22 protein-coding genes are annotated in these 22,408 nt (G+C 65.6%); 20 read left to right on the forward strand and 2 right to left on the reverse strand.

From position 1 onward, the window contains the following. Positions 1-38 precede the first annotated feature (38 nt). Positions 39-638, reverse strand: a complete 600-nt coding sequence (locus ASD42_RS00445; RefSeq protein WP_056809039.1) for a TetR/AcrR family transcriptional regulator — start codon at positions 636-638, stop codon at positions 39-41. Between the two features lie 371 nt (positions 639-1,009). On the opposite strand from ASD42_RS00445, the gene ASD42_RS00450 reads away from it, so the two are divergent. Genes ASD42_RS00450 through ASD42_RS00490 form a run of 9 tightly spaced genes read left to right on the forward strand, consistent with a single transcriptional unit; the run spans position 1,010 to position 9,322 of the window. Continuing rightward, the gene (locus tag ASD42_RS00450) at positions 1,010-1,804 is read left to right on the forward strand and encodes an SDR family NAD(P)-dependent oxidoreductase (RefSeq protein WP_056809041.1); all 795 of its coding nucleotides are present in this window, start codon (positions 1,010-1,012) and stop codon (positions 1,802-1,804) included. Next, complete coding sequence (locus ASD42_RS00455) at positions 1,801-2,388, forward strand: carboxymuconolactone decarboxylase family protein (RefSeq protein ID WP_056809043.1); 588 nt, start codon at positions 1,801-1,803, stop codon at positions 2,386-2,388. The genes ASD42_RS00450 and ASD42_RS00455 overlap by 4 nt, the downstream gene beginning before the upstream one ends. After that, positions 2,385-3,692 (forward strand): aromatic ring-hydroxylating oxygenase subunit alpha, encoded by a 1,308-nt coding sequence (locus ASD42_RS00460; protein ID WP_056809045.1) that lies wholly within the window; start codon positions 2,385-2,387, stop codon positions 3,690-3,692. Before ASD42_RS00455 ends, ASD42_RS00460 begins: the two co-directional genes overlap by 4 nt. Positions 3,693-3,700: 8 nt before the next feature. Then, the gene (locus ASD42_RS00465) at positions 3,701-4,024 is read left to right on the forward strand and encodes a hypothetical protein (RefSeq protein ID WP_413232890.1); all 324 of its coding nucleotides are present in this window, start codon (positions 3,701-3,703) and stop codon (positions 4,022-4,024) included. Between the two features lie 19 nt (positions 4,025-4,043). After that, positions 4,044-4,883 (forward strand): TauD/TfdA dioxygenase family protein, encoded by an 840-nt coding sequence (locus tag ASD42_RS00470; protein WP_056809048.1) that lies wholly within the window; start codon positions 4,044-4,046, stop codon positions 4,881-4,883. Positions 4,884-4,913: 30 nt separating this feature from the next. Then, positions 4,914-6,185: an aromatic ring-hydroxylating oxygenase subunit alpha gene (locus ASD42_RS00475; protein ID WP_056809052.1), complete on the forward strand. Its 1,272-nt coding sequence runs from the start codon at positions 4,914-4,916 to the stop codon at positions 6,183-6,185. Then, positions 6,182-6,517: a hypothetical protein gene (locus tag ASD42_RS00480; RefSeq protein ID WP_056809053.1), complete on the forward strand. Its 336-nt coding sequence runs from the start codon at positions 6,182-6,184 to the stop codon at positions 6,515-6,517. Before ASD42_RS00475 ends, ASD42_RS00480 begins: the two co-directional genes overlap by 4 nt. Next, entirely contained in the window at positions 6,514-7,758 is a 1,245-nt protein-coding gene (locus ASD42_RS00485; protein ID WP_056809055.1) for a metal-dependent hydrolase family protein, read from the forward strand. The genes ASD42_RS00480 and ASD42_RS00485 overlap by 4 nt, the downstream gene beginning before the upstream one ends. Positions 7,759-7,804: 46 nt before the next feature. Further along, positions 7,805-9,322, forward strand: coding sequence for an aldehyde dehydrogenase (locus ASD42_RS00490; protein ID WP_084786972.1), 1,518 nt, complete (start codon positions 7,805-7,807; stop codon positions 9,320-9,322). A 29-nt stretch (positions 9,323-9,351) separates the two neighbouring features. On the opposite strand, the gene ASD42_RS00495 is transcribed toward ASD42_RS00490, so the two are convergent. Next, positions 9,352-9,954 (reverse strand): TetR/AcrR family transcriptional regulator, encoded by a 603-nt coding sequence (locus ASD42_RS00495; protein ID WP_056809057.1) that lies wholly within the window; start codon positions 9,952-9,954, stop codon positions 9,352-9,354. A 196-nt stretch (positions 9,955-10,150) separates the two neighbouring features. Here ASD42_RS00495 and ASD42_RS00500 point away from each other — a divergent pair, with 196 nt between their 5' ends. The 11 genes from ASD42_RS00500 to ASD42_RS00550 are packed head-to-tail and all read left to right on the forward strand — an operon-like array spanning position 10,151 to position 22,390. Continuing rightward, positions 10,151-11,332: a spirocyclase AveC family protein gene (locus ASD42_RS00500; RefSeq protein ID WP_056809059.1), complete on the forward strand. Its 1,182-nt coding sequence runs from the start codon at positions 10,151-10,153 to the stop codon at positions 11,330-11,332. Position 11,333: 1 nt separating this feature from the next. Further along, positions 11,334-12,149, forward strand: coding sequence for a CbbQ/NirQ/NorQ/GpvN family protein (locus ASD42_RS00505; protein ID WP_056809061.1), 816 nt, complete (start codon positions 11,334-11,336; stop codon positions 12,147-12,149). Beyond that, complete coding sequence (locus tag ASD42_RS00510; protein ID WP_056809063.1) at positions 12,146-13,846, forward strand: nitric oxide reductase activation protein NorD; 1,701 nt, start codon at positions 12,146-12,148, stop codon at positions 13,844-13,846. The genes ASD42_RS00505 and ASD42_RS00510 overlap by 4 nt, the downstream gene beginning before the upstream one ends. Positions 13,847-13,879: 33 nt before the next feature. After that, positions 13,880-14,719, forward strand: coding sequence for an MlaE family ABC transporter permease (locus ASD42_RS00515; protein WP_235569238.1), 840 nt, complete (start codon positions 13,880-13,882; stop codon positions 14,717-14,719). After that, positions 14,719-15,573: an ABC transporter permease gene (locus ASD42_RS00520; protein ID WP_056809066.1), complete on the forward strand. Its 855-nt coding sequence runs from the start codon at positions 14,719-14,721 to the stop codon at positions 15,571-15,573. The genes ASD42_RS00515 and ASD42_RS00520 overlap by 1 nt, the downstream gene beginning before the upstream one ends. A 4-nt stretch (positions 15,574-15,577) precedes the next feature. Then, the gene (locus tag ASD42_RS00525) at positions 15,578-16,825 is read left to right on the forward strand and encodes an MlaD family protein (RefSeq protein WP_056809068.1); all 1,248 of its coding nucleotides are present in this window, start codon (positions 15,578-15,580) and stop codon (positions 16,823-16,825) included. After that, positions 16,822-17,859, forward strand: coding sequence for an MCE family protein (locus tag ASD42_RS00530; RefSeq protein ID WP_056809070.1), 1,038 nt, complete (start codon positions 16,822-16,824; stop codon positions 17,857-17,859). The genes ASD42_RS00525 and ASD42_RS00530 overlap by 4 nt, the downstream gene beginning before the upstream one ends. Before the next feature lie 4 nt (positions 17,860-17,863). Continuing rightward, a complete protein-coding gene (locus tag ASD42_RS00535; RefSeq protein ID WP_084786973.1) occupies positions 17,864-18,934 on the forward strand; it encodes an MCE family protein in 1,071 nt (356 codons plus the stop codon). Then, on the forward strand, positions 18,931-20,034 hold the full coding sequence (locus ASD42_RS00540; protein WP_131817126.1) for an MCE family protein: 1,104 nt from the start codon (positions 18,931-18,933) through the stop codon (positions 20,032-20,034). Before ASD42_RS00535 ends, ASD42_RS00540 begins: the two co-directional genes overlap by 4 nt. Next, on the forward strand, positions 20,031-21,131 hold the full coding sequence (locus tag ASD42_RS00545) for an MlaD family protein (RefSeq protein WP_063893536.1): 1,101 nt from the start codon (positions 20,031-20,033) through the stop codon (positions 21,129-21,131). The genes ASD42_RS00540 and ASD42_RS00545 overlap by 4 nt, the downstream gene beginning before the upstream one ends. Beyond that, positions 21,128-22,390, forward strand: a complete 1,263-nt coding sequence (locus ASD42_RS00550) for an MlaD family protein (RefSeq protein ID WP_056809074.1) — start codon at positions 21,128-21,130, stop codon at positions 22,388-22,390. The genes ASD42_RS00545 and ASD42_RS00550 overlap by 4 nt, the downstream gene beginning before the upstream one ends. Positions 22,391-22,408: the final 18 nt, after the last annotated feature.

Raw genomic sequence — 22,408 nt, forward strand, 5'->3', positions numbered from 1 at the left:
AGAGCGCCCGAAGCCGCCGCTCACCCCCGGCGGCTGGGCTACCGCACCCGACCCCGACGCTCCCCTTCGAGCTCACGCAGGAACGACTCGATGAGGTCGATGACGTCGGCGTGGCCCGTGTCGACGTCGAAGGCCTCCTCCATCCGAAGAAAGCGGGAGATGCTCGACATCAGCAGCACGAGGGCGCCGGGCGTGTAACGGACCGCACTCGCGCCGTAGTCGGCGAGGATCTTTGCCACCGCGTCGAGTTGGAGCGAGCGGAATCGCCGGGAGGATTCGGCGATCTCGGCCTGAATCGCTTTCCTGTGGTTTGCCAGGGCCACGAATTCCATGGTCAGAGCGGTGTGCGACTGGTCATGAATGGAGTCCCACAGCGCCCACAGCGGCTGCGCTGATTCCAGTGCGCGTAGCTGACGTTCGTAGCTCCGGTCGGCCCCTCGCCGGAAAAGCTCGACGAACAGGTTGTCCATGTTGTCGAAGTAGTAGTAGACGAGGGCGGGGTTCACCCCGGCTCTGGTTCCGAGTCGGCGTGAGCTGACGGCGGCGTAGCCCTCCTCCAGCATGATGTGCTCGGCCGCGTCCAGCAGTGCGGAGCGGGAGGTGGAGTTCTCGGCGTCAGAGCTGCGCTCGGGCTTCACATGGAGACCTGTCTGTCGTGCGAGAGGCGCTCGGCCTGCCGCGTGGATCGCGATTCATGATCGGACGGCGCCCAGCGGTGTTGGGGTTCACCAGTTTACGGCCGCGTGGGCCGTGATCGTCAGCAAGGCCGGTTCGCGATTCCGACTCTTGACAGTCGTGAGCGCCGTCACGTATATCTTAATCACTCGCTCAAATTGAGCACTCGATTAAATAAGGAACATACCTCGTCGGTCGTTGCGGCAGCCCACCGACGGCCGGCCCATCGCGACCACCCCATTCCACGGAGGAAGTGCCTCCCCCGCGCCGACGACGGCGCCATCGCGCCCTGGCGGCGATCGCCCACCTTGCCGACGAGCAGAGGAACACGGATATGAGCAGCACAGCCACTACGGTTTCGGAGCCGGTACGCGGCCGGTCGACACAAGCCAGGGTTGCGGTGGTGACCGGCGGAGCGTCCGGTATGGGCGAGTCGATCTGCGTGGGGCTCGCCGATTCCGGACATCGAGTCGCGGTTCTCGATATCGACGGCGCGGCCGCGCAGCGAGTCGCCGAGCAGTTGCGTGCCACCGGTGCGACGGCAATGGCCTGCGCGGTCGATGTCACCGATCGCGACGCGGTCCGCGAGGCGATCGGCAAGGTTCGCGTCGAGTTCGGCGCGATCGAAATCCTTGTCACCAGTGCGGGTTCCGTCGATTTCGCGCCGTTCACCGAGATCACACCGCAGGCGTGGAATCGCGTCGTCGACGTGAACCTGAACGGGGTGTTCCACTGCGCCCAAGCCGTTGTCGCGGACATGGTCGCGGCCGGCTGGGGTCGCATCGTGACGATCTCGTCGTCGAGCGCGCAGCGCGGCTCGCCGGGCATGGTGCACTACACCGCGTCCAAAGGCGCCGTTCTCTCGATGACCAAGGCCTTGGCGCGCGAATACGCCGCCGCGGGAATCACGGTCAATACGATTCCGCCTTCCGGCATCGATACGCCGATGTCGCGCCAGTCGCAGGCCGCCGGGCATCTGCCCGACAGCGCCCGGATGGCCGAGGCGATCCCAGTCGGGCACCTGGGAACCGGCGAGGACATCGCCGCTGCGTGCGTGTTCCTGTGCTCGGAGCAGGCCGGCTACATCACCGGGCAGGTCCTCGGAGTGAACGGCGGGTCGGTGATATGACACATTCCACCGTTCCTCGACTGGCGCCGCTGCCGGTACGGGAGTGGGACGAGAACACGCGAGCCGTGTTCCGCGGACACGTCAAATCGGCCGATCGGTACCTCTCCGGAGCACCCGACGCCCCAGCTATGCCGGGCATTCTCGGGGTGCTGGCCCATCACACCGAACTGGCGGGAGCGTGGCTGGCTTACAACGGCCTGCTGATCGAGCGCCCCACGGTCGACCCACGAGACCGCGAACTGGTGATCCTGCGGGTCGCGTGGCGCAGCCGGTCGGATTACGAATGGACACAGCATGTTCGGATCGCCACGGCCCTCGGCCTCACCGAGGAGCAGATCGTCGGGGTGCGCTCCGGACCGCGAGCACCGGTGTGGTCGCCGGTGCAGCGCTCGCTGCTGGCGATGACCGACCAACTACTCGATCAGCATCGCGTCGACGACGCCACCTGGGCACAGCTCGAACTCCATTTCGACAATCGGCAACTGATCGAGCTGTTGTTCGTCGCCGGCTCGTATCTGTGCCTGGCGATGGTGTTGAACAGTGTTGCCCTGCAACCGGACCCGGAACGGGAGGAACGATCATGAGCAAAGTCGTAGACGAACCGGCTACGCCCCATCAATGGCCGAGACCCACCGAAGGCACTTGGACCCAGCACTACCCCGAGCTGGGTACATCGATGATGTCGTTCGAGGATTCGGTGTCGCCGGAGTTCTTCGAACTCGAGCGCGAGGCCATCTTCAAGCGCGCCTGGCTCAATGTGGGTCGGGTCGAGCAAGTGCCGAAGACCGGTAGCTACTTCACCAAGGAACTCGATGTCGCGCGCACGTCGATCGTCGTGGTGCGCGATCGTGACGGTGCCATCAACGCGTTCCACAATGTGTGTCGCCATCGCGGCAACAAACTCGTCTGGAACGAGTTTCCCCGGGAGGAGACCGCGGGGACATGCCGCCAGTTCACCTGTAAGTACCACGGCTGGCGCTACGGACTCGACGGCTCCCTGAGCTTCGTGCAGCAAGAGGGCGAGTTCTTCGACCTCGACAAAGCGGAGCTCGGTCTGGCTCCGGTGCACTGCGACGTGTGGGCCGGATTCATCTTCGTCAATCTCGATGCCACGCCGCGGCAGACGTTGCGCGAATTCCTGGGCCCGATGATCACCGATCTGGATGGCTATCCGTTCGACAAGATGACCGAATGGTACGAATTCAAGGCTGACAACCAGAGCAACTGGAAGTTGTTCGCCGACGCGTTCCAGGAGTATTACCACGTCCCCGGCCTGCATTCGCAGCAGGTCCCCAGCGCCGTGCGCACCCCCGGGAAAGGTTTCGAGTGTGCGCATTTCCAGGTCGGCGGCCCACATCGGATGGTCTCCACCGGCGGTGCGCGACGCTGGACGATGCCGGCGGAGTTCATGTATCCGATCGAGCGGATCACCCGCAGCGGCCTGGTCGGCCCGTGGGAGTCGCCGGATCTGGGCGAGCCACCCAAGGGCTTGAATCCTGGTCGGGTCGAGCCGTGGGGTATCGACAACTTCCAGATCTTTCCCAACATCGAGATCCTCATCTATCGCGGCTGGTATCTGCTCTACCGCTATTGGCCGACCTCCTACAACTCCCACCGGTTCGAGGGAATGCTGTGCTTCCAACCTGCACGCACGGCCCGTGAACGAGTCGAACACGAGGTCGCCTCGGTGGTGTTCAAAGAGTTCGCCCTCCAAGACGCCGGCATGCTCACCGGCACACAGACCGCGCTCGAATCGGCATATCGCACGGCCGGCATGACTCATTTCCCGGTCAATGATCAGGAAATCCTGGTGCGTCATTTCCACAAGGTCGTCGCCGACTGGGTCGATGAGTACCGCCACGATCTCACCGGAGCCGGTGAGCGATGACATCGACAATGCTGCCGCCTGCCTTCGCCGACCTCGAACGGTTCGCCGTCACGTGGTGTCTGAAGACCGAATCCGAACGCTACGCCCGCCGCCTTGCCAGTCCCATGCAAGAGCTGATCGGCTTCTATGACGCGTGCTTTCCGCGTGTCGAGGACGCTATCGCCTACTGCGACAAATTCCCCCTCGAGGAATTACCCGAGGACGCCATACACCTGCTTCATCTGGTGTATTCGCTGGTCATGGTCGCGATGGCAGTCGAGATCTTCCAACAACCCAAGCCCGTCGACAGCGCCGACGCAGAACTCGCACGCGTCACAGGGCCCTGGCCGTAGGACACGAAGGAACTCCACCATGACGATTACCATCGAGAAACTCGGGCACGCCGTCGGAGCAGAGGTCATCGGCGTACGCCGCGAGCAGTTGCTCGACGATGACCGCGTCGCCGAGGCCGTGATGACAGCCCTCGAGGAGAACGGGGTGCTGGTCTTTCGTGATCTGCATCTCGACCCGGAAACCCAGGTAGCGTTCTGCCGCACGCTCGGGCAGGTGGATACCTCACCCGGACATCATCCGGTGGAGGGCATCTATCGGGTCAGCCTCGACGCCGCCAAGAACTCGTCGGCGAGCTACCTGCGCGCGACCTTCGACTGGCACATCGACGGCTGCACGCCCGAAGACGACGCGTATCCACAGATGGCGACCGTGCTCACGGCCAAGGCCGTCGCCGCCAGCGGCGGTGAGACCGAATTCGCCAGCACCTACAAGGCTTTCGACGACTTGACCGCCGCGGAACGAACATCTCTGCGGTCCCTGCGTGTGGTGCATTCACTCGAAGCGTCGCAGCGTGGCGTGACCGCGGACCCGACACCGGACCAACTGGTGGCGTGGCGCAGACGTCCGACCAAAGAGCACCCACTGATCTGGACCCACAAATCCGGACGCCGATCGCTGGTCCTCGGCGCCTCGACCGACCACGTCGTCGGGATGCCCGCCGACGATAGCCGGGCACTGCTCGACGGACTGCTGGGCCGCTGCACCGCTCCCGACCGCGTCTACCGGCACACCTGGGCTGTCGGCGACACCGTGATCTGGGACAACCGTGGGGTCATCCATCGCGCCGCGCCGTACCCGGCAGGTTCTCCGCGAGAGATGTTGCGCACCACGGTGCTCGGTGAAGAACCGATCGAATAGCCCACCGATACAGCCTTTCAGGAGAACATCATGGCTCGTTGGCCCAAACCCGCAGAGGGTAGTTGGACTCAGCACTACCCAGAACTCGGGACCGACCCGATGTCCTACGAGGACTCGATCTCCCCGGAGTTCTTCGAACTCGAGCGCGACGCGATCTTCAAACGTGCCTGGCTCAATGTCGGTCGCATCGAACAACTGCCGCGCACCGGCAGCTATTTCACCAGGGAGATCCACGCCGCGCATTCCTCGATCATCCTGGTGCGCGATCGCGACGGCAGCGTCAACGCCTTCCACAACATCTGCCGGCATCGGGGAAACAAGCTGGTGTGGAACGAGTTTCCCCGCGAGGAAACCGCCGGTACGTGTCGCCAGTTCACCTGCAAGTACCACGGCTGGCGCTACGGACTCGACGGCTCGCTGAGTTTCGTGCAGCAGGAAGGCGAGTTCTTCGACCTGGACAAGGACAACCTCGGGCTCGCGCGCGTGCACTGTGAGGTGTGGTCGGGATTCATCTTCGTCAATCTGGCCGCGCAACCGCGTCAGACACTGCGAGAGTTCCTCGGCCCGATGGTGACAGGTCTCGAGGGATACCCGTTCGACCAACTGACAGAACGTTATTCCTACCGGGCCGAGGTCGGCGCCAATTGGAAGCTCTACCTGGACGCTTTCCAGGAGTTCTACCACGCACCGATCCTGCACGGAAAGCAGACGCCGGATAATTTCTCCGTCGCCGCGCAGCAGGCCGGATTCGAAGCACCGCACTACCAGCTCGACGGACCGCATCGGCTGGTCAGCACCTCCGGTGTGGTGACCTGGGAACTCGACGCCGCGATGCGTAAACCGATGGAAGACATCACCCGCAGTGGCTTGTTCGGTCCGTGGGATGTCCCGGATCTCGGTCCGATGCCGGCCGGGCTCAACCCCGCGGGCTGCGAACCCTGGGGGCTGGATTCGTTCCAGCTGTGGCCGAACTTCACCATTCTCATCTGGTCCGGGGGTTGGTATCTCACCTACCAGTACTGGCCGACCTCGCACAATACGCACATCTTCGAGGGCAACCTGTACTTCACGCCCGCCCGCACCCCGCGCGACCGCGTCGCCCACGAAATGGCCGCGGTCACCTTCAAAGAGTATGGGCTGCAGGATTCTTCGACGCTGGAGGCGACCCAGCTCATGCTCGAATCCCGCGCGGTCACCACATTCCAGCTCAACGACCAGGAAATCCTGCTTCGGCACCTGCACAAGGTCGCGGCGGACTGGGTCGGCGACTATCAGCGCGAGGGCACGGAGGCCAAGCGATGAGCACACCTCTACTGCCGGCCGAATTCGCCGACCTCGAGCAGTTCGCCTCGGTGTGGTGTCTGCCCTCCGAAACCGAACGCAACGACCAGCGCCTGAATTCCACGATGGCCGACATGCAACGGTTCTACGACGTGATCGCGGCGCGGGCCGAAGACGCGCTCACCTACTGCGACAAGTTCTCGATCGACGATATGCCCGAGGACGCGAAGAACCTGATGTACCTGCTGTATTCGATGATTCAGGTGTCCTTCCCCGTCGAAGTGTGGCGACAGCCGCGCATACCCGACACCGGGGCCGCGTCGTTGACCTGTGTCATCGAGCCGAGCCTATGAGCGGGCAGGTCGTCGTGCTGCGTGCCGCGGCGTGGGTCGAGGTCGAGACCGGGCAGCGGCACACGCCGGCGGTGATCGTCGTGGACGGCAACCGGATCACCGCGATCAATCCGGTCGAGGTACCCGCGGGCGCGCAGGTCATCGATCTGGGTGAGCTCACGCTGCTGCCCGGATTGATGGATATGGAGGTCAACCTGCTCATCGGCGGGCCCGACACTCCCTCGGGGTTGCCGAACCCGATGCACGGTGTGCAAGACGACCCGGTGTATCGAACATTGCGCGCCTCGGTGAACGCCCGCGTCACCCTGCACGCCGGTTTCACCACGGTCCGCAATCTCGGTCTGATGGTGAAGACCGGTGGCTATCTGCTCGATGTGGATCTGCACCGCGCGATCGAACAGGGCTGGCTCGAAGGCCCGCGCATCGTCTCGGCCGGACACGCCATCACGCCGACCGGCGGCCACCTCGATCCCACGATGTTTCAGCGGCTCGCCCCGCACATCATGCCGATCACGGTGGAGGAAGGCCGCGCCAACGGCGTGCCGCAGGTCCGCGAATCTGTGCGTTACCAGATCAAATACGGTGCCGAGGTCATCAAGATCTCGGCATCGGGCGGGGTGATGTCGCACGGCACCGTCGCCGGAGCACAGCAGTACTCCGACGAGGAGCTGGCCGCGATCGTCGACGAAGCGCACCGCGCCGGTGTGCGCGTCGCCGCGCACGCCCACGGTGACGCCGGAATCCGCGCCTGCCTGCGGGCCGGGGTCGACTGCATCGAGCACGGTTCCCTCGCCGAGGACGACACCATCGCGCTGATGGTGGAGCAGGGCACATATCTGGTACCGACGAGTTATCTGTCGGAGGGCCTCGATGTCTCCAAAGCCGCTCCGGCACTGCAGAAGAAGGCCGCCGAGGTCTTTCCTCGGGCGCGTGAGACGCTGCGCAAGGCGATCCGTGCCGGGGTCAAGATCGCCTGTGGCACCGACGCGCCCGCGGTCCCGCACGGCAGCAATGCCAAAGAACTGTGGGCACTCGTAGACCGCGGCATGACACCGGCGCAGGCGCTGCGCGCGGCCACGATCACCAGCGCCGAACTGATCGGCGTCGACGACCGTGGGCGGCTGGCACCTGGATTGCTGGCCGACATCATCGCCGTCTCCGGCGACCCCACCGTCGACATCACCACTCTCGACGATGTGCGGTTCGTGATGAAGGACGGCCGCGTCCACAAGAAGCCGTGAAAACCGTTCGCCCGCAACTCGAATGCGCATCAGATCCGAGGTAGCAATGTCGCCACGTCATCAGCTCTATATCGGTGGGCAATGGGTCGACCCCGCCGCCGGCGAGACGATCGAGGTGATCTCGCCGCACACCGAGCAGGTCATCGCGCGGGTCGCCGACCCGACGACCGCGGATGTCGATCGTGCGGTCGCGGCTGCGCGCGAGGCGTTCGACACGGGGCCATGGCCTCGTATGGACCCACAGGCGCGCGTGGCGATCGTCCGCGAGTTGGCGCGGTGCTACCGCGCACGTGAAGACGAACTCGCACAACTGATCACCACCGAAATGGGTGCGCCGATCACCTTCTCGCGCTCGGCGCACGCCAAGCTGCCCGGCATCATGATCAGCGCCTTCGCCGACATCGCCGCCGGTTACCGCTGGCAGGAGACCAGAGCGGGGTTCCTCGGCCGTGACGTGGTCGTCGGCCACGAACCCGTCGGGGTCGTGGCCGCGATCATTCCTTGGAACATGCCGATGTTCCTGCTCGTGGGGAAGTTGATTCCGGCGCTGCTCGCCGGATGTACGGTGGTGCTCAAGCCGTCTCCGGAGACGGCGCTGGACGCGCACCATATGGCCGAGATCCTCGACCAGGTCGGGTTGCCCCCCGGGGTGGTCAGCATCCTGCCCGCGGGGCGCGAAGTCGGCCGGTACCTGGTCTCGCACCCGGGCGTGGACAAGGTCTCGTTCACCGGATCCACCGGGGCGGGTAGGCAGGTCGCCGAAGTATGCGGTGCGGCACTGCGCAGGGTCAGCCTCGAACTCGGCGGCAAATCCGCCGCGGTGGTGCTCGACGACGCCGATCCCGACGCCGTGGCCACCGGCATGATGGTGGCCGGGCTGATGAACAGCGGACAGGCCTGCGTCGCCCAGACCCGCGTGCTGGTCCCCCACCGCCGCCGGGACGAATTCGTCGACGCGCTGGCGAGCGTGATCGAAAACCTCACGGTCGGAGACCCGTTCGATCCAGCGACCCGAATCGGTCCGATGGTCTCGCACCGCCAACAGCAGCGGGTTCTGGAGTACATCGACTTGGGGCAGCGCGAAGGAGCCCGTCTGATCGTCGGCGGCACCGACCTGCCCGAGGGCGTCGAGCACGGCTGGTACGTCCGGCCCACCCTGTTCGCCGACGTGGACAACTCGATGCGGATCGCGCAGGAGGAGATCTTCGGTCCCGTTCTGAGCGTGATCGCCTACACCGACGACGAACACGCGGTCCACCTCGCCAACGACAGCGAGTACGGGCTGTCGGGTTCGGTGTGGTCATCCGACATCGAGCGCGCCACGGCGATCGCCCGCCGAGTGCGCGCGGGCACCCTCGGCATCAACGAGCCCTACAGCATGGATCCGGTGGCACCGTTCGGCGGAGTCAAGAACAGCGGCATCGGCCGCGAGTTCGGAACCGAGGGTCTCGAAGGCTACCTCGACACGGTGTCGCTCTCGATTCGCTCGTCGACGAATGCCACAGTGCCGCACATCGATTCCGCCCGCGCTGCCGCCCCGCCGAGCGGAATCCGCAGCTCGTGAGCGATCGGGGCGGAGGCAGGGATGCGCGGTCAGGGCAGCTTGATAGCCGACATGTACATCTCGAGAATCGGCCCGTAGAGGTCGACGCTGTCGAGTTCGGTGCCGAGTACGACGGAGGGCGTCGTGTGGATGAGCACCCTCGCCATCGTCATCGGCGGGATCAGCGTGGTCGCGCCCAATCGGTCGAGATTCTCGATGATGAACTGCCCCAGAGCTTCTACGGTCTCTTCCCGCCGGACTGCCACCCGTGCCCGAACCTCGGGGTTGCGCAGCAGATACAGGGTGAATTCCATACCGAGGGCGGCATGGTCGGTACCGCGGTCGGCGCCCAGCCGGCGCCACAGCTCACCGACTCGGTCCAACTCTTCGGTTCCCACACTCGAGGCGGCCGCCAGCACCTCGGTGAAGGTATCGAAGTAGCGCTGCATGTATCGATCGTTCACCCCGAGGAACAGTTCTTCCTTGGTGGCGAAGTGCTTGTAGATCGCGCCTTTGGTGTAGCCGGCGGCGTGGGCGATGTCATCGAGTGTTGCCGCCGCGAAACCCTTTTCGGCAAATACTTCTTCGGCGGCCTCCAGGAGCAGCCCCCTGGTGTGCTCGAGTCTCCGCTCTCGGGTCCAACGCTCAGCCATATCAGCGATTATGCCACGAATCTTAGAAACCCCCTAGTATCTCAGATTCTCAGTGGTATATTTCGAGTCGTACGGATACTTCAGGAGAGTGACCGATGACTCCCTCATCGACTTCCACGGCCATCGCCGATTCCATTCCGAATTTCGAGCGTATCGACGCGCGTCGGACCCCGACCATTCACCGAGGAGGTGCGCTGTGAGCGGACCGTCGGAGCCGAAAAAGGGCACCACCGTCACCGAGCCGCTCGGCAACGTGGCCACCCTCGGCGCGAAAGTTCAATCGACCAGCAATGCGGTCAAGATCTGGGCCACCCTCGGCGGGTTGATTCTCGCCCTGCAGATATATGTGTGGCTGCGCTGGATCACCGGCCCCAATTTCGAACGCGTGCCCACAGGACCGAGCGATCCGCCGACTTTCATGAAGGTGATTCTCACCGTCTGGACCGCGGTGATTCTTCTCGGTCTGCCGATCGGCATGTATTTCTTCATCATCCGGCCGTGGCTACGGGAGCGGCGAATAACCCTCGACGGCATGCTGTTCGTGGCCTGCGGCCTGATGTTCTTCCAGGATCCACTGCTGAACTACTTCAATACGTGGAGTACGTACAACACCTGGATGTTCAACAGGGGCTCGTGGGTGCAGGATGTGCCGGGCTGGCAATCCTATGGCGAACCAGGCGCCATGATGGCCGAACCGATCCTGATGAACGCACCGGGCTACTCCTACGGCGTCCTGCTGTGCACGATTCTCGGATGCTGGGTGATGCGAAAGACCAAGCAGCGGTTCCCGAATATCAGCACTATGGGATTGATCGGCGTGCTGCTCGTCTGGACATTCTTCTTCGATCTCGTCATCGAAGGTTTGTTCCTGATGCCGATGGGTCTTTTCACCTACCCCGGCGCACTCCAGGCATGGTCGATCAACGCCGGCACCTATTATCAGTGGCCGCTGTACGAAGGGCTCATGTGGGGCGGAGTTCAGGCCGGCCTCTGCTCGCTGCGCTATTTCACCGACGACCGTGGTCGGACCATCGTCGAGCGTGGCCTGGATCAGATCCACGGCGGATTCGTCAGGCAACAGTTCACGCGCTTCCTCGCGATCTTCGCGGCCGTCAGCACATTCTTCTTCGTGGGCTACAACCTTCCCGCTCAATTCTTCGCCCTGCACACCGATCCGTGGCCCGAGGATATCCAGAAGCGCTCGTACTTCAACATGGGTATCTGCGGCGAAGGAACCGACCGGCTCTGCCCCCATCCTGATCTGCCGGTTCCCTTCCGGCACAGCGGCTACATAGATTCGACCGGCAAACTCGTCCTGCCCGACGGTGCGGAGCTGCCGAAGATCATTCCCTTCGCCGACACCGACAAAGGAAACTGACATGACCAGTCGATCCAGCGCTGTACTCGACGTTCCGCAGGCACCGTTCTACCGCGCGGTCGGTGACGAAGTAGCGGTGTTTCGCGCGGCGGCCGTCGGCGGGCTCCCGCTTCTCCTCAAGGGCCCCACGGGCTGCGGTAAGACCCGCTTCGTGGAAACCATGGCCGCGGAGCTCGGCCGGGACCTGATCACCGTCGCCGGCCACGAGGACATGACCTCGGCGGATCTGGTGGGCCGTTTCCTGCTCAAGGGCGGCGAAACGGTCTGGGTGGACGGTCCGTTGACGCGCGCCGTGCGGTCGGGCGCCATCTTCTATCTGGACGAGGTCGTGGAGGCGCGCCAGGACACCACCGTGGTGATCCATCCGCTCGCCGATCACCGCCGCGAACTTCCGGTCGACCGGCTCGGGGTGACATTGCCCGCTGCACCCGGGTTCCAGCTGGTGATCTCCTACAACCCTGGTTACCAGAGCGTTCTGAAGAATCTGAAGGAGTCGACTCGGCAGCGATTCGTCGCTATCGAACTCGGCTTCCCGCCCCCCGAGATCGAGCGCGAGGTGATCGCCCACGAAGCCGGGGTCGACGAGGAGACCGCGCGGGCACTGGTCGCGGTCGGCAGCGCCATCCGCAACCTGGACAACTCGCCGCTGCGCGAGGTGTCCTCCACGCGAATGCTGATCCTCGCCGGTGGCCTCGTCGCGGGCGGGCTGAACCTACGCACCGCCGTGCAATCGGCGGTGGTGCAGGCGCTGTCCGATGACGCGGATATCGTTGCCGCCCTCGGCGAACTCGTCGACGCTGTGCTGCCGCGGCCATGATCGACAAGGATCCGAGCGGGCCGGAGCGATACCGGCTCCTCGCCACCTACCTCGCCGGCAGGTCTGTGGGTATCGCAGAGCTGCCGGCGGGCGGGACGCCGTATACGAATGGGCAGATCGTGTTCGTTTCGGGCGACGGTACCGGCACCGGCACCGAGCAGCGTCGCGAAGTACTCGTGCAGAGCGCGCTGCTCGGTGCCGGGAGCCTGGATCCGGCACTGGTGAAGTCACTGCGGGGGCGTCCATCGACAGCGCGGCGCTACCTGGCCCTCGAAGGCCATCGGGTGCTCGCCGAACTGGCTGGGCGGCTTCCACTCGCCGCCGGACTCGATCTCGAGGGAGAACCGAGTACAGCGAGCGCCGCGGAATCACTCGCGGCGGCCAAGGGAAAGCGGAAAGTCGACGAGCCACCGGAGTGGTTCGGCACCATCAAACCCTCCCAGTTGGTGGCGTCGGATCCTGGCCCGGGCGGGCGAGCGAGCGACCGAGAGCTGCGCCTGGAATTCGATCTCAGCGAGATACCCGAGGCCGACGACGAGGTCGAGGACAACGTCGAGAAGTCCGAGGAGAGCAAGATTCTCAAACTCTTCGAGAATCCCCTCTTCAGCGGCAAGTCGGTGATGGATTTCTTCCGCAAGACGATGGGCAACTCACGGTCCGACGGAGACGGGCCCGCCGGCGCCGAAGCGCCGGTCAGTGCGGTGCGCCGGGCGCGGATGGTCGGACCGAATGCCCGGCCGCTGCCCACCCGGATCAAGTTCACCGATGCCGACAAGCCCGGCGCCGCCGCCGGAATCGGCGGTGCCCTCTATCCCGAGTGGGACGTATTCAACGACCGCTACAAACCGCAATGGTGCCGAGTCGTCGATTTCCCGCTGACGGTCCCCACGGATATCTCGGCCGCACGTGTGCCCGAAGACGATGTGCTCAGACGGCGGCTGGCTCGGGTGGGCCTTGGCCCGAAGGTGCTGCGCGGGCGCCCCGATGGTGACGAACTCGATATCGAGGCGCTCATCGATCTGTTCGTCGATCTGCGTTCGGGATACTCGCGCCCGGAGAACGTGTACCTCGAACACCGCAAGCTCGAGCGCAATCTCGGCGTGATGATCCTGCTGGATGCGTCCGGATCGGCCACCGATGCCGATCTGGAGGGCCTGTCCGTGCACGAACATCAGCGGCGAGCGGCCGCGACCATGGCCGTCACGCTCGAAGAGCTCGGCGATCGTGTCGCGGTGTACGCCTTCCGCTCCGAGGGCCGCCACGCGGTGTACCTGCCCGCGATCAAAACCTTCGATCAGCGGTTCGGCGCCGTCGGACGAGCCAGACTCAATCAGCTTCAGCCCTCGAATTACACCCGTCTGGGCGCAGGCATCCGCGGCGCGGGCGAGATTCTCAAAAATCAAGCGGGTACGCAGAATCGGCTGTTGGTCGTGCTGTCGGACGGCTGTCCCTACGACGACGGCTACGAGGGTCGCTACGCCGAAGCGGATGCCGCGAAGGCACTCGAGGAGCTGCGCGCCGAGGGCGTGGCCTGCCTGTGCCTGTCCATCGGCTCCACCACGCCCGCCGACGCCCTCGCACGCGTCTTCGGATCCGCGGGCCATGCCAACGCCGCGACCCTGAGCGAACTGAGCCCGCACATGGACGAACTGTTCCTGTCCTCTCTTCGCGAACTCGCCGCGCCCACACCGCGCTAGCGAGACATCTACACCGGAAAGAGGAGGTTCGCTGTGGAACCCAACGCATCCGCGGTCACCGAGATCAAGGATTGGTCGAAGCAATACTCCCGGCGACACCCGATCGCCTCGCTGCACACCGTCGGAAGACAGGTCGAACTCGGCCGGGACGCATTCCGCTATCTCGCCACCGACATCGTGGCGCGGCGCTTTCCCTTCGACGAATTCGTCACGCAGGCGGCGTTCATGGTGAAGACCTCCCTGCTGCCGACGGTGGCTGTGGCGGTGCCGATCAGTGCGACCCTGTCCATCCAATTCGGTTTGCTGGCAGGACAAGTCGGTGCGACGGCACTGGCCGGTGCCGCGAGCGGCCTGGCCGTGATCCGACAGTCGGCGCCGTTGGTCACCGCGATTCTGCTGGCGGCAGCGGTGGGTTCGGCGCTGTGCGCCGATCTGGGCTCGCGCAAGATCCGCGAGGAGATCGACGCCATGGAGGTGATGGGGGTCTCGGTGCTGCGCAGGCTCGTGGTGCCGCGACTGGCCGCCGGGATCCTCATCGCGATGGCGCTCACCGCAGTCAGCTGTTTTGTCGGATTTCTGGCCGGCTATCTGTTCAATGTCTATGTCCAGGACGGAACTCCGGGCAGCTACATGGCGACCTTCTCCTCCTTCGCCACCTCCGGTGATCTGTACCTGGCGATGGTCAAGGCCGCGGTGTTCGGCGTGATCGTCGTCGTCATCGCGTGCGAGAAGGGCCTCAACACCCGGGGTGGGCCAGGTGGCGTGGCGAATTCGGTCAATGCCGCCGTGGTGGCGTCGATCGTGGTGCTGATGGTCGTCAATCTCGGATTCACCCAGATCTATACGATGCTGTTCCCGAGGACGACCCTGTAATGGCCAGCGTGTATCGCCCTCCCGGAGTGCGGGTCGCGCTCAGAGTGGCGGCCGGGCCGTGGCACGGTGTCATCCGATTCGGGCATATGTTCACCTTCTTCGTGCGCGCGGTGGTCTCGATACCCGTTGCCCTGCGCCACTACAGCCGCGAATCCCTGCGCATCCTGTCCGATGTGACCTGGGGTAACGGCTCGCTCATCGTCGGCGGTGGAACGGCGGGAGTGATGATCATCCTGGGCGCCGCCGCGGGCGGGATCGTCGGCATCGAGGGCTTCAACGCGTTGAAGCTGCTCGGCATGGAGCCCGCGACCGGAATGATCGCCGCGACCGCGGCGACCCGTGAACTCGCTCCGATCATGGCGTCGATCGCCTTCGCCGCGCAGGCGGGGTGCCGGTTCACCGCCCAACTCGGCGCGATGCGGATCGCCGAGGAGATCGACGCCCTCGACGCGATCGCGATCCGCCCGATCCCCTTCCTGGTCTCGACGCGGTTGATCGCCTCGATCGTGGCGGTGATCCCCTTGTACCTGGCCGCGCTGGCCGCGGACTACCTCGCCGTCGAGCTGTTCGTCGGGCTCGTCGGCGGACAATCGTTCGGAACCTACGCCCACTATTTCGACCTGGTGCTCAGCGGCACCGACGTCGTGTTCTCGCTGTTGAAGGCGATCGTGTTCGTCACCATCACCACCACGATCCAGTGCTACTTCGGCTACTACGCGCGCGGCGGGCCGCAAGGAGTCGGTGTCGCGGCAGGTCGGGCGATGCGCGCGAGCATCACCGTGATGATCTCGGTGAATCTGTTGATGACGTTGGCGCTGTGGGGATTCGACGCCGGCTCCAGGATCAGTGGGTAGTGCGATGTCGATAGTGTTCGAATCCGACGACAGGCACCTGAGCAATACCAAGTTGTTCGTGCGCGGGATGGCCGCGCTGACCGTCGTCGTCGCCACCGTCGCGGCGATGGTCGCCCGCTCGGAAGGCGCGTTCGCGGAGACGGTCGCGGTGACCGCGATGCTCGTCGACGTGGGCGACGGGTTGCCGAAACGATCCGATGTCAAATATCACGGCGTGCTGGTCGGGAGTGTGCAGGACGTGGTTGCCTCGGACGGCAGCCACCCCAACAAGGTTCACATCGAACTGATCCCCTCGCACGCCGCCGCGATTCCGGCGACGGTGACGGCGCGCGTCGTCCCCAGCAACGTGTTCGCGGTGCCCTCGGTCCAGCTCATCGACAACGGACCGGGCCCCGCGCTGAGGTCAGGAGCGTCGATACCGGAGGACCACAGCAAGGCCAGCGTGCAGTTGCAGACCTCGCTCACCGCGTTGAGCCGCATCGTCGACGCCGTGGGACGCCCCGACGCCGATCCCACCGTCGGGATCTTGGAGACCGTCGAACGGGCGACCCGTGGCCGCGGCGCGGACGCGCTGGCAGCGGCCGCCCAGCTCGCGCGCATCGTGCGGGCCTACCAGGGCGAATTGTCGGGCGTCGACGACTCCCCCGCGCTGCTCACCGGACTGTCGGAGGCTGTGCACGGACTGCAGGAATCGGCACCCGATCTGCTCGCCGCGCTACACAGCGCGGTCGGGCCGATGCGCAGCGTCGCCGAGCAGCGAGTCCGCTTGACCGAACTGCTCACCGGCGGCATCGCGACCACCGAAACGGTCGGCACCGCGCTGAACAACCGCACCGAGACCATCATCGACCTCAACTCCAGGCTGGGCCCCGTGCTACAGATTCTCGCCGCGGGCAGCGGCAACTTCGTCCAGATGACGACCTCGCAAACCCGGATCGCGCACGTGTTCGCGCACGACTTCTGGCAACCCGACACCCAGACCGGCACCGCCAAAGTGATCGTCGAACTCACTCCGCACAAGCAATACACCCGGACCGACTGTCCGCGCTACGGAGAACTCGCTGGTGCGAGTTGCGAGAACGGACCCGCCGCGGGTCCACCGGTCATCGGCGCCGCCGACCAACCGGTGAACACGCTCGACCAGCGCGACATTCTGGCCGAAAGCCTCGGTCTGCCACGGGAAGCCGCCGGCCTCGCCGAGTTGTTCGGTCTGACCGTGCCGGCCCCATCAGCCGCCGGAGAACCACGGTGAAACACAAACGCGACCTCGCCGGACTGACCGCCTTTCTGCTCGTCTCCGCGCTGCTGATCTGGATGGTCCGGGTGACTCTGCAACGCGACGTCAGCGGCGACACGCACTCCTATTCCGCTGTCTTCAGCGATGTCTCGGGACTACGTGTGGGTGACGACGTCCGGATCGCCGGAGTACAAGTGGGCCGGGTCGACTCCATCGACATCCTCGGCCCGCACGCCGAGGTCGACTTCCGGATCCAGCGAGGTCAGCCCGTGTACGGCAACACGATCGCCTCGGTCATCTATCAGAATCTGATCGGGCAGCGCTACCTCGGGCTGAGCAGAGCCGAATCCGGCGATCCGACGCCCATGGCGCCCGGCGCGCGGATCCCGCTCGATCGCACCGAACCGTCCTTCGATCTGTCGGGGCTGCTCAACGGATTCCAGCCGTTGTTCAGCGCCCTCGACCCGGCAGACGTCGACAATCTGACCTCCGCGTTGATCCGAGCGCTCCAGGGCGACGACGGCGCGGTCGCCGCGCTGATCACCGAGACCGCGACCCTGGTGCAGTCCTTCGCCGGGCCCGACCAGATCCTGGGCACGCTGATCGACAACCTGTCGGCGGTGATGACCACGTTGGCCGGGCAGAGCGCCGGGCTGCAGACGACTTTCACCCAGACCCGCAAGATCTTCGACGCACTCGAAACCCGGCGCGACACACTGCTGGACCAGACCGCGCAGATCTCCACGGTCGTCTCCGACGCCGCCGCTGTCATCGACGGCGCGGGCCCGTCGCTGACGGAGTTCATGAATCGCGAACCCGGCTTCGCGCGTCATTTCGTCGACGGCAAGGAACGTTTCGCGTTCCTCGGCTTCAATCTCCCGCAGCTGTTCCAGTCCATGATCCGGGCCACCGACGCCGGTTCTTTCGTCAACGCCTATGTCTGCGACATCAGTTTCAGCATCATCCCGGGCATCGATCCCGTGATCGCGCAGATCCTCGGCGCCGCCTCCCCGACCGGCCGACCCCAGCACTCCGCGATCTGTAGGTAGGACCATGAAGAATCCACTGCGCGCCCTTTCCTCTCTGTTGCCACGCCCGGGCGCCGCCGGTTCCGGCGCGATCGCCACCGACAGGTCGCTACGGACCGGCCTCATCGCCGTGCTCTCCGTCGTGCTGGTGTTGCTCGTGCTGGTCGTGGTCAACTCGCTACACCTCGGCACACGCACTGTGCGGGCCGATTTCGCGCAGGCCGCGGGGATCGCCGCCGGTGACCCGGTGACGTGGGCGGGCATTCCCGTCGGCACGGTGACCAGCACCCGGCTCGCCGGCGACCATGTCGAGGTGAGCTTGTCGGTCGACGACGAGGTCGCCCTCGGCGCCGATGCCGCGGCCGCGATCAAACTGACCACGCTGCTCGGCTCGCGCTATATCGAGTTGCGCTCATCCGGCAACGGCGAACTGCGCGACGATCGGATTCCGTTGTCCCAGACCACTGTTCCCTACGACCTCGAGACCGCCCTGCAGGACGCGACCACCACTTTCGACGAACTCGACGCCGACCAGATCGCCGCGTCGATGACATCGCTGTCGCAGGGGCTCGACGGCCTGCCGTCGCTGGTCCCTGGCATCCTGCGCGACATCCGGTCGCTGTCGAACGTCATCGCGACCCGACGCGACCAGATCGGCACCCTGCTCACCAGTACCGACCAGGTCAGCACCGTGATCCATACCCAGCAAGCCGAACTCGGCTCGGTGGTTGGGCAGGGCGGCGCCGTGCTGCGGCAGATCCTCGCCCGCCAGGACGCGCTGCGTCGACTGCTCGCCGCGACCACCACGCTGGTCCAGCGGCTCGAACCGATCGTGGTCGGTGAGAACGCCGAAATCGAACAACTGCTGACCGACCTGCGCGACATGACCGCGATGATGGCGGGCCACGACGACCTGCTGCGCAGTATCTTGCAGATCCTTCCGGTCCCCTGGCGCATGTTCGCCAATGCCACCGGCACCGGCGCGGAACTGAACGCCAACGCCCCCGACGGCGCTTTCGTCGACTCGTGGATGTGCGCGTTGAGTGCCGTCGCCGTCGAGTCCGGCCGAGCCCCCTATCTCCAGGACTGCCGATGAACACACTGCTGTCCAGCCTGAAACTGGCCGCGATCGTGGTAACCGCCGCCTGCCTGACCAGTTGCTCGGTCGGGTCCGACACGGGAACCACCACCATCACCGCCGAATTCGCCAATGCCAACGGCCTGTACGAGGGCAACCCGGTCTCGGTGCTCGGAATGCGTGTCGGGCGCATCGTTCGGATCGAGGCCCACGGCACCGAGGTCGAAGTCGAGATGCGAATCGACAGCTCGATCCAGCTGCCCGCCGATGTGCAGGCGGTGACGATCTCGGACTCGTTGCTCACCGACCGCCACATCGAACTCACCCCGGTCTACCGCGGCGGGCCGACCTTGCCCTCGGGCGCGGTGCTCGATCCGGCGCGGACGAAGTCGCCGGTCGAGTTCGATGCCCTGCTGTCGATGGCGCAGAAGTTGTCCACCTCACTGGGTGGTGACGGCAACGGTGCCGGCCCGGTCGCCGACCTGATCGGCCTGGGGTCCGCCGCGACCCGAGGCAACGGCGACGACATGCGGGCCGCGCTCGGTGAGCTCTCCCGTGCGCTGCAACTGGGTGCGGACAACGGGACCGCCACCCGCGATGCGATCACCACCGTCGTCACCAATCTCGACGAGCTGACCGCGGCGGCGGCGCGCAATGATCAGACGCTGCGCGAATTCGGCGGTGCCGTAGCGCAGCTCAGCGATTTCCTGGCCGATCAACAGCTGGGAACCGGCTCGACCGGCGCGGCGCTGAACCGGATCATCGGCCAGGTCACCGAGCTGCTCCGGCGCCACCAGGGCACTATCTCCGGCCTCGTCACCAACGCGAACACCGTGACCGGTTCCCTGGCGGCCTACGACTACAACCTCGCCCAGTTCCTCGACGTGTTCCCGATGGTCGTCGACAACGCCTACAACTCCGTCGACCCGAATGTCCGCGCGCTACGCGCCGGTGTGGACGTCAACCGGCTGCTGCTCGACGGCCAAATGGTCAAGGAGGTCTGCAATCTGCTGCAACTGCAGAACCACGGCTGCGCCACCGGCACCATGCGCGACATGGGACCGGATTTCGGTATCACCGCCATCCTGGCGGGAATCGCGGGAAGGAGCGGTCGATGACACCTCGCAACCGGACAGTGCTCAGGCTCGGGGTCGCCGCCGCGCTCACCTTGTCGGCCACCGGATGTGCCGTGGGGCTCGACCAATTGCCGCTGCCCGCACCGGGGCTCGGTGGGGACACCTACACACTCACCGCCACCTTCTCCAACGCCCTCAACCTTCCTGTCAAGGCGAAGGTCACGCTCAACGGCGCCGACATCGGCCAGGTCGAGTCGATGTCCGCCCGCGACTACACGGCTGAGGTGACGCTCCGCATCACCTCGTCGGTACGGCTGCCCGTCGGCACGTCGGCCCAGTTGCGATCTGCCACACCGATGGGCGATGTCTTCGTGGCGGTGAAGCCGCCGCCGATCGTCGAGCCCGGCACCGCCATGCTCGGCGACGGCGGCACGATCGCGCTGGAGTCGACCTCGGCGGCCTCGACGATCGAGGAAATGCTCACTCGCGCATCACTTCTGGTCAACGGCGGCACGATCCAATACCTCACCACCGTCGTCGCCGCGCTCAGCGACCACGTCGGGGGCCGCGGCGACCGGCTCGCCGCGCTGCTCGACGAGACCCGAGCACTGCTGAGCAGCCTCGCCGACCGCACCGACCAGATCAACGGCGTGCTGCACGCCGCGGCCGACCTCAGCGGGACCGTGGCAGCCCAGCAGACCACGCTCGCCGACACCGTCGCCGCGGCCGGACCAGCCATCGAAGTCCTCGCCGAGAACACCGACTCGGTGGTCACGCTGGTGGATCGCGTGCACACGATCGCCACCCAGCTGGCCCGGTTCCCCAGTGTCGCAGGCACCAACACCACGAGCATGGCCGCCAACATCAACCAATTGGCCGCCGGACTCAACGCCGCGGCCCTCAATCCCGAGGCCGACCTCGACACGGTGAACGACATGATCAAGATCGTGCTCAAGATGATCAGTGGCCCCAACGGGCACGTGGCGGTCGACGTCACCCAGCTGGCGATTCCCGATCCCGCGAATCCGGGCGGGCCTGGCGGCAGGGCTCCCGATATCACCGACTGGACCGCGTTCGTCGGCTCGCTCCAACACATGATCGATCGGCTGGGCGGTCGGCTGACAGGAACACCACGATGACCCCGCGGAGCATGATCGAACCACCGGCCCGCGCACTCGTCGAGGTCGTCCGCGCCGCGCATCGCCATCGGTCCGCGGTCTCGCTACTCGGACTACTCGTCGTTCTCACCGGCGCCTGTTCGCACCTGGTCCTGTTCACCTTCGGCGTCGATCCACTCGATCACCCGTATCGCGTGCGAGTCGAACTCGCTCAGTCGGGCGGGTTGCTGCCCGGCCAGGAAGTCACCGTGCGTGGTGTGCGCGTCGGGCGCGTCGATTCGGTTCAGGTGGTGGACGAGAAGGTGGTCGCCGTCGCCGCCATCGACGAAAATGTCCGGATCTCGGTGTCGGGGCAGGTGCGGGCCGCGGCGCTGTCGGCGGCCGGCGAGCAGTATCTCGATTTCCTGCCCGCGAGCAACGAGGGTCCTTATCTGAGCGACGGCGCGCTGGTCACCGCCGACCGCACCTCCACCCCGGTGCCGATGTCGGACATGCTGCAAAGCCTCAGCGGCACCCTCGCCCAGATCGATCCCGACCGGCTCGCGACCATCTCGCGGGAACTGGGCGTCGGTCCGGCGGGCCCCGACAAACTGGCAGCGATCGTCGACGGTGGCACGTTCCTCATCTCCACGCTCGACACCGTGCTGCCGAACACCGTGAACCTGCTGCGCAACAGCCGAGTCGTAGTCGCGACCCTGCACGACGGGCGCACTTCGCTGCGGTCGACATCGGCGAATCTCGCGGGCGTGCTCGGCGGCATGGCGTCGATGACCGGCGGCTACGAACAGCTGCTCGCCCAGACACCGCCGATGCTGACCGAGCTCGACACCATCCTCGCGCAGAACTCTCCGACGATGGTGCAGTTGCTGGGCAACCTCGTCACTGTCTCGCAGGTCGCCTACTCCCGGATCCCCGCACTCGACGAGTTCTTCTTTCCCCGCCAACGCGCCGGATCGGCTCTCGACGCGGTGGCCTCGGCGTTCCACGACGGCGGAGTCTGGGCACTGGCCAGCATCTACCCCCGCTACGCCTGCGACTACAACGTGCCGCGGCGGCCCGGCTCCGTGCCCGACTACGCGCAGCCCTACGTCAACGCGGACTGCACCGACCCGGATCCCACCCTCATGCCGCGCGGCGCGCGCAACGCTCCGCGCCCGCCGAACGACCCCGTGCCCGGCGCACCGCCCGCCGACCCCCTGCAGACCGCCGAGCCTGCCCCGGTGGGACCGCAGACCGTTCCCACTCCGTACGGCGGCCCCTACACGCCAGGTCCGCGGTGACGGTGCCATCATGAGTCC

The organism is Nocardia sp. Root136 (assembly GCF_001427185.1).
Taxonomy (GTDB): domain Bacteria; phylum Actinomycetota; class Actinomycetes; order Mycobacteriales; family Mycobacteriaceae; genus Nocardia; species Nocardia salmonicida.

Coding starts and splice junctions, on each gene's coding strand:
- ASD42_RS00450 (WP_056809041.1), top strand. CDS start 1,010: ATGAGCAGCACAGCCACTACGGTTTCGGAGCCGGTACGCGGCCGGTCG.
- ASD42_RS00455 (WP_056809043.1), top strand. CDS start 1,801: ATGACACATTCCACCGTTCCTCGACTGGCGCCGCTGCCGGTACGGGAG.
- ASD42_RS00460 (WP_056809045.1), top strand. CDS start 2,385: ATGAGCAAAGTCGTAGACGAACCGGCTACGCCCCATCAATGGCCGAGA.
- ASD42_RS00465 (WP_413232890.1), top strand. CDS start 3,701: ATGCTGCCGCCTGCCTTCGCCGACCTCGAACGGTTCGCCGTCACGTGG.
- ASD42_RS00470 (WP_056809048.1), top strand. CDS start 4,044: ATGACGATTACCATCGAGAAACTCGGGCACGCCGTCGGAGCAGAGGTC.
- ASD42_RS00475 (WP_056809052.1), top strand. CDS start 4,914: ATGGCTCGTTGGCCCAAACCCGCAGAGGGTAGTTGGACTCAGCACTAC.
- ASD42_RS00480 (WP_056809053.1), top strand. CDS start 6,182: ATGAGCACACCTCTACTGCCGGCCGAATTCGCCGACCTCGAGCAGTTC.
- ASD42_RS00485 (WP_056809055.1), top strand. CDS start 6,514: ATGAGCGGGCAGGTCGTCGTGCTGCGTGCCGCGGCGTGGGTCGAGGTC.
- ASD42_RS00490 (WP_084786972.1), top strand. CDS start 7,805: ATGTCGCCACGTCATCAGCTCTATATCGGTGGGCAATGGGTCGACCCC.
- ASD42_RS00495 (WP_056809057.1), bottom strand. CDS start 9,954: ATGGCTGAGCGTTGGACCCGAGAGCGGAGACTCGAGCACACCAGGGGG.
- ASD42_RS00505 (WP_056809061.1), top strand. CDS start 11,334: ATGACCAGTCGATCCAGCGCTGTACTCGACGTTCCGCAGGCACCGTTC.
- ASD42_RS00510 (WP_056809063.1), top strand. CDS start 12,146: ATGATCGACAAGGATCCGAGCGGGCCGGAGCGATACCGGCTCCTCGCC.
- ASD42_RS00520 (WP_056809066.1), top strand. CDS start 14,719: ATGGCCAGCGTGTATCGCCCTCCCGGAGTGCGGGTCGCGCTCAGAGTG.
- ASD42_RS00525 (WP_056809068.1), top strand. CDS start 15,578: ATGTCGATAGTGTTCGAATCCGACGACAGGCACCTGAGCAATACCAAG.
- ASD42_RS00535 (WP_084786973.1), top strand. CDS start 17,864: ATGAAGAATCCACTGCGCGCCCTTTCCTCTCTGTTGCCACGCCCGGGC.
- ASD42_RS00540 (WP_131817126.1), top strand. CDS start 18,931: ATGAACACACTGCTGTCCAGCCTGAAACTGGCCGCGATCGTGGTAACC.
- ASD42_RS00545 (WP_063893536.1), top strand. CDS start 20,031: ATGACACCTCGCAACCGGACAGTGCTCAGGCTCGGGGTCGCCGCCGCG.
- ASD42_RS00550 (WP_056809074.1), top strand. CDS start 21,128: ATGACCCCGCGGAGCATGATCGAACCACCGGCCCGCGCACTCGTCGAG.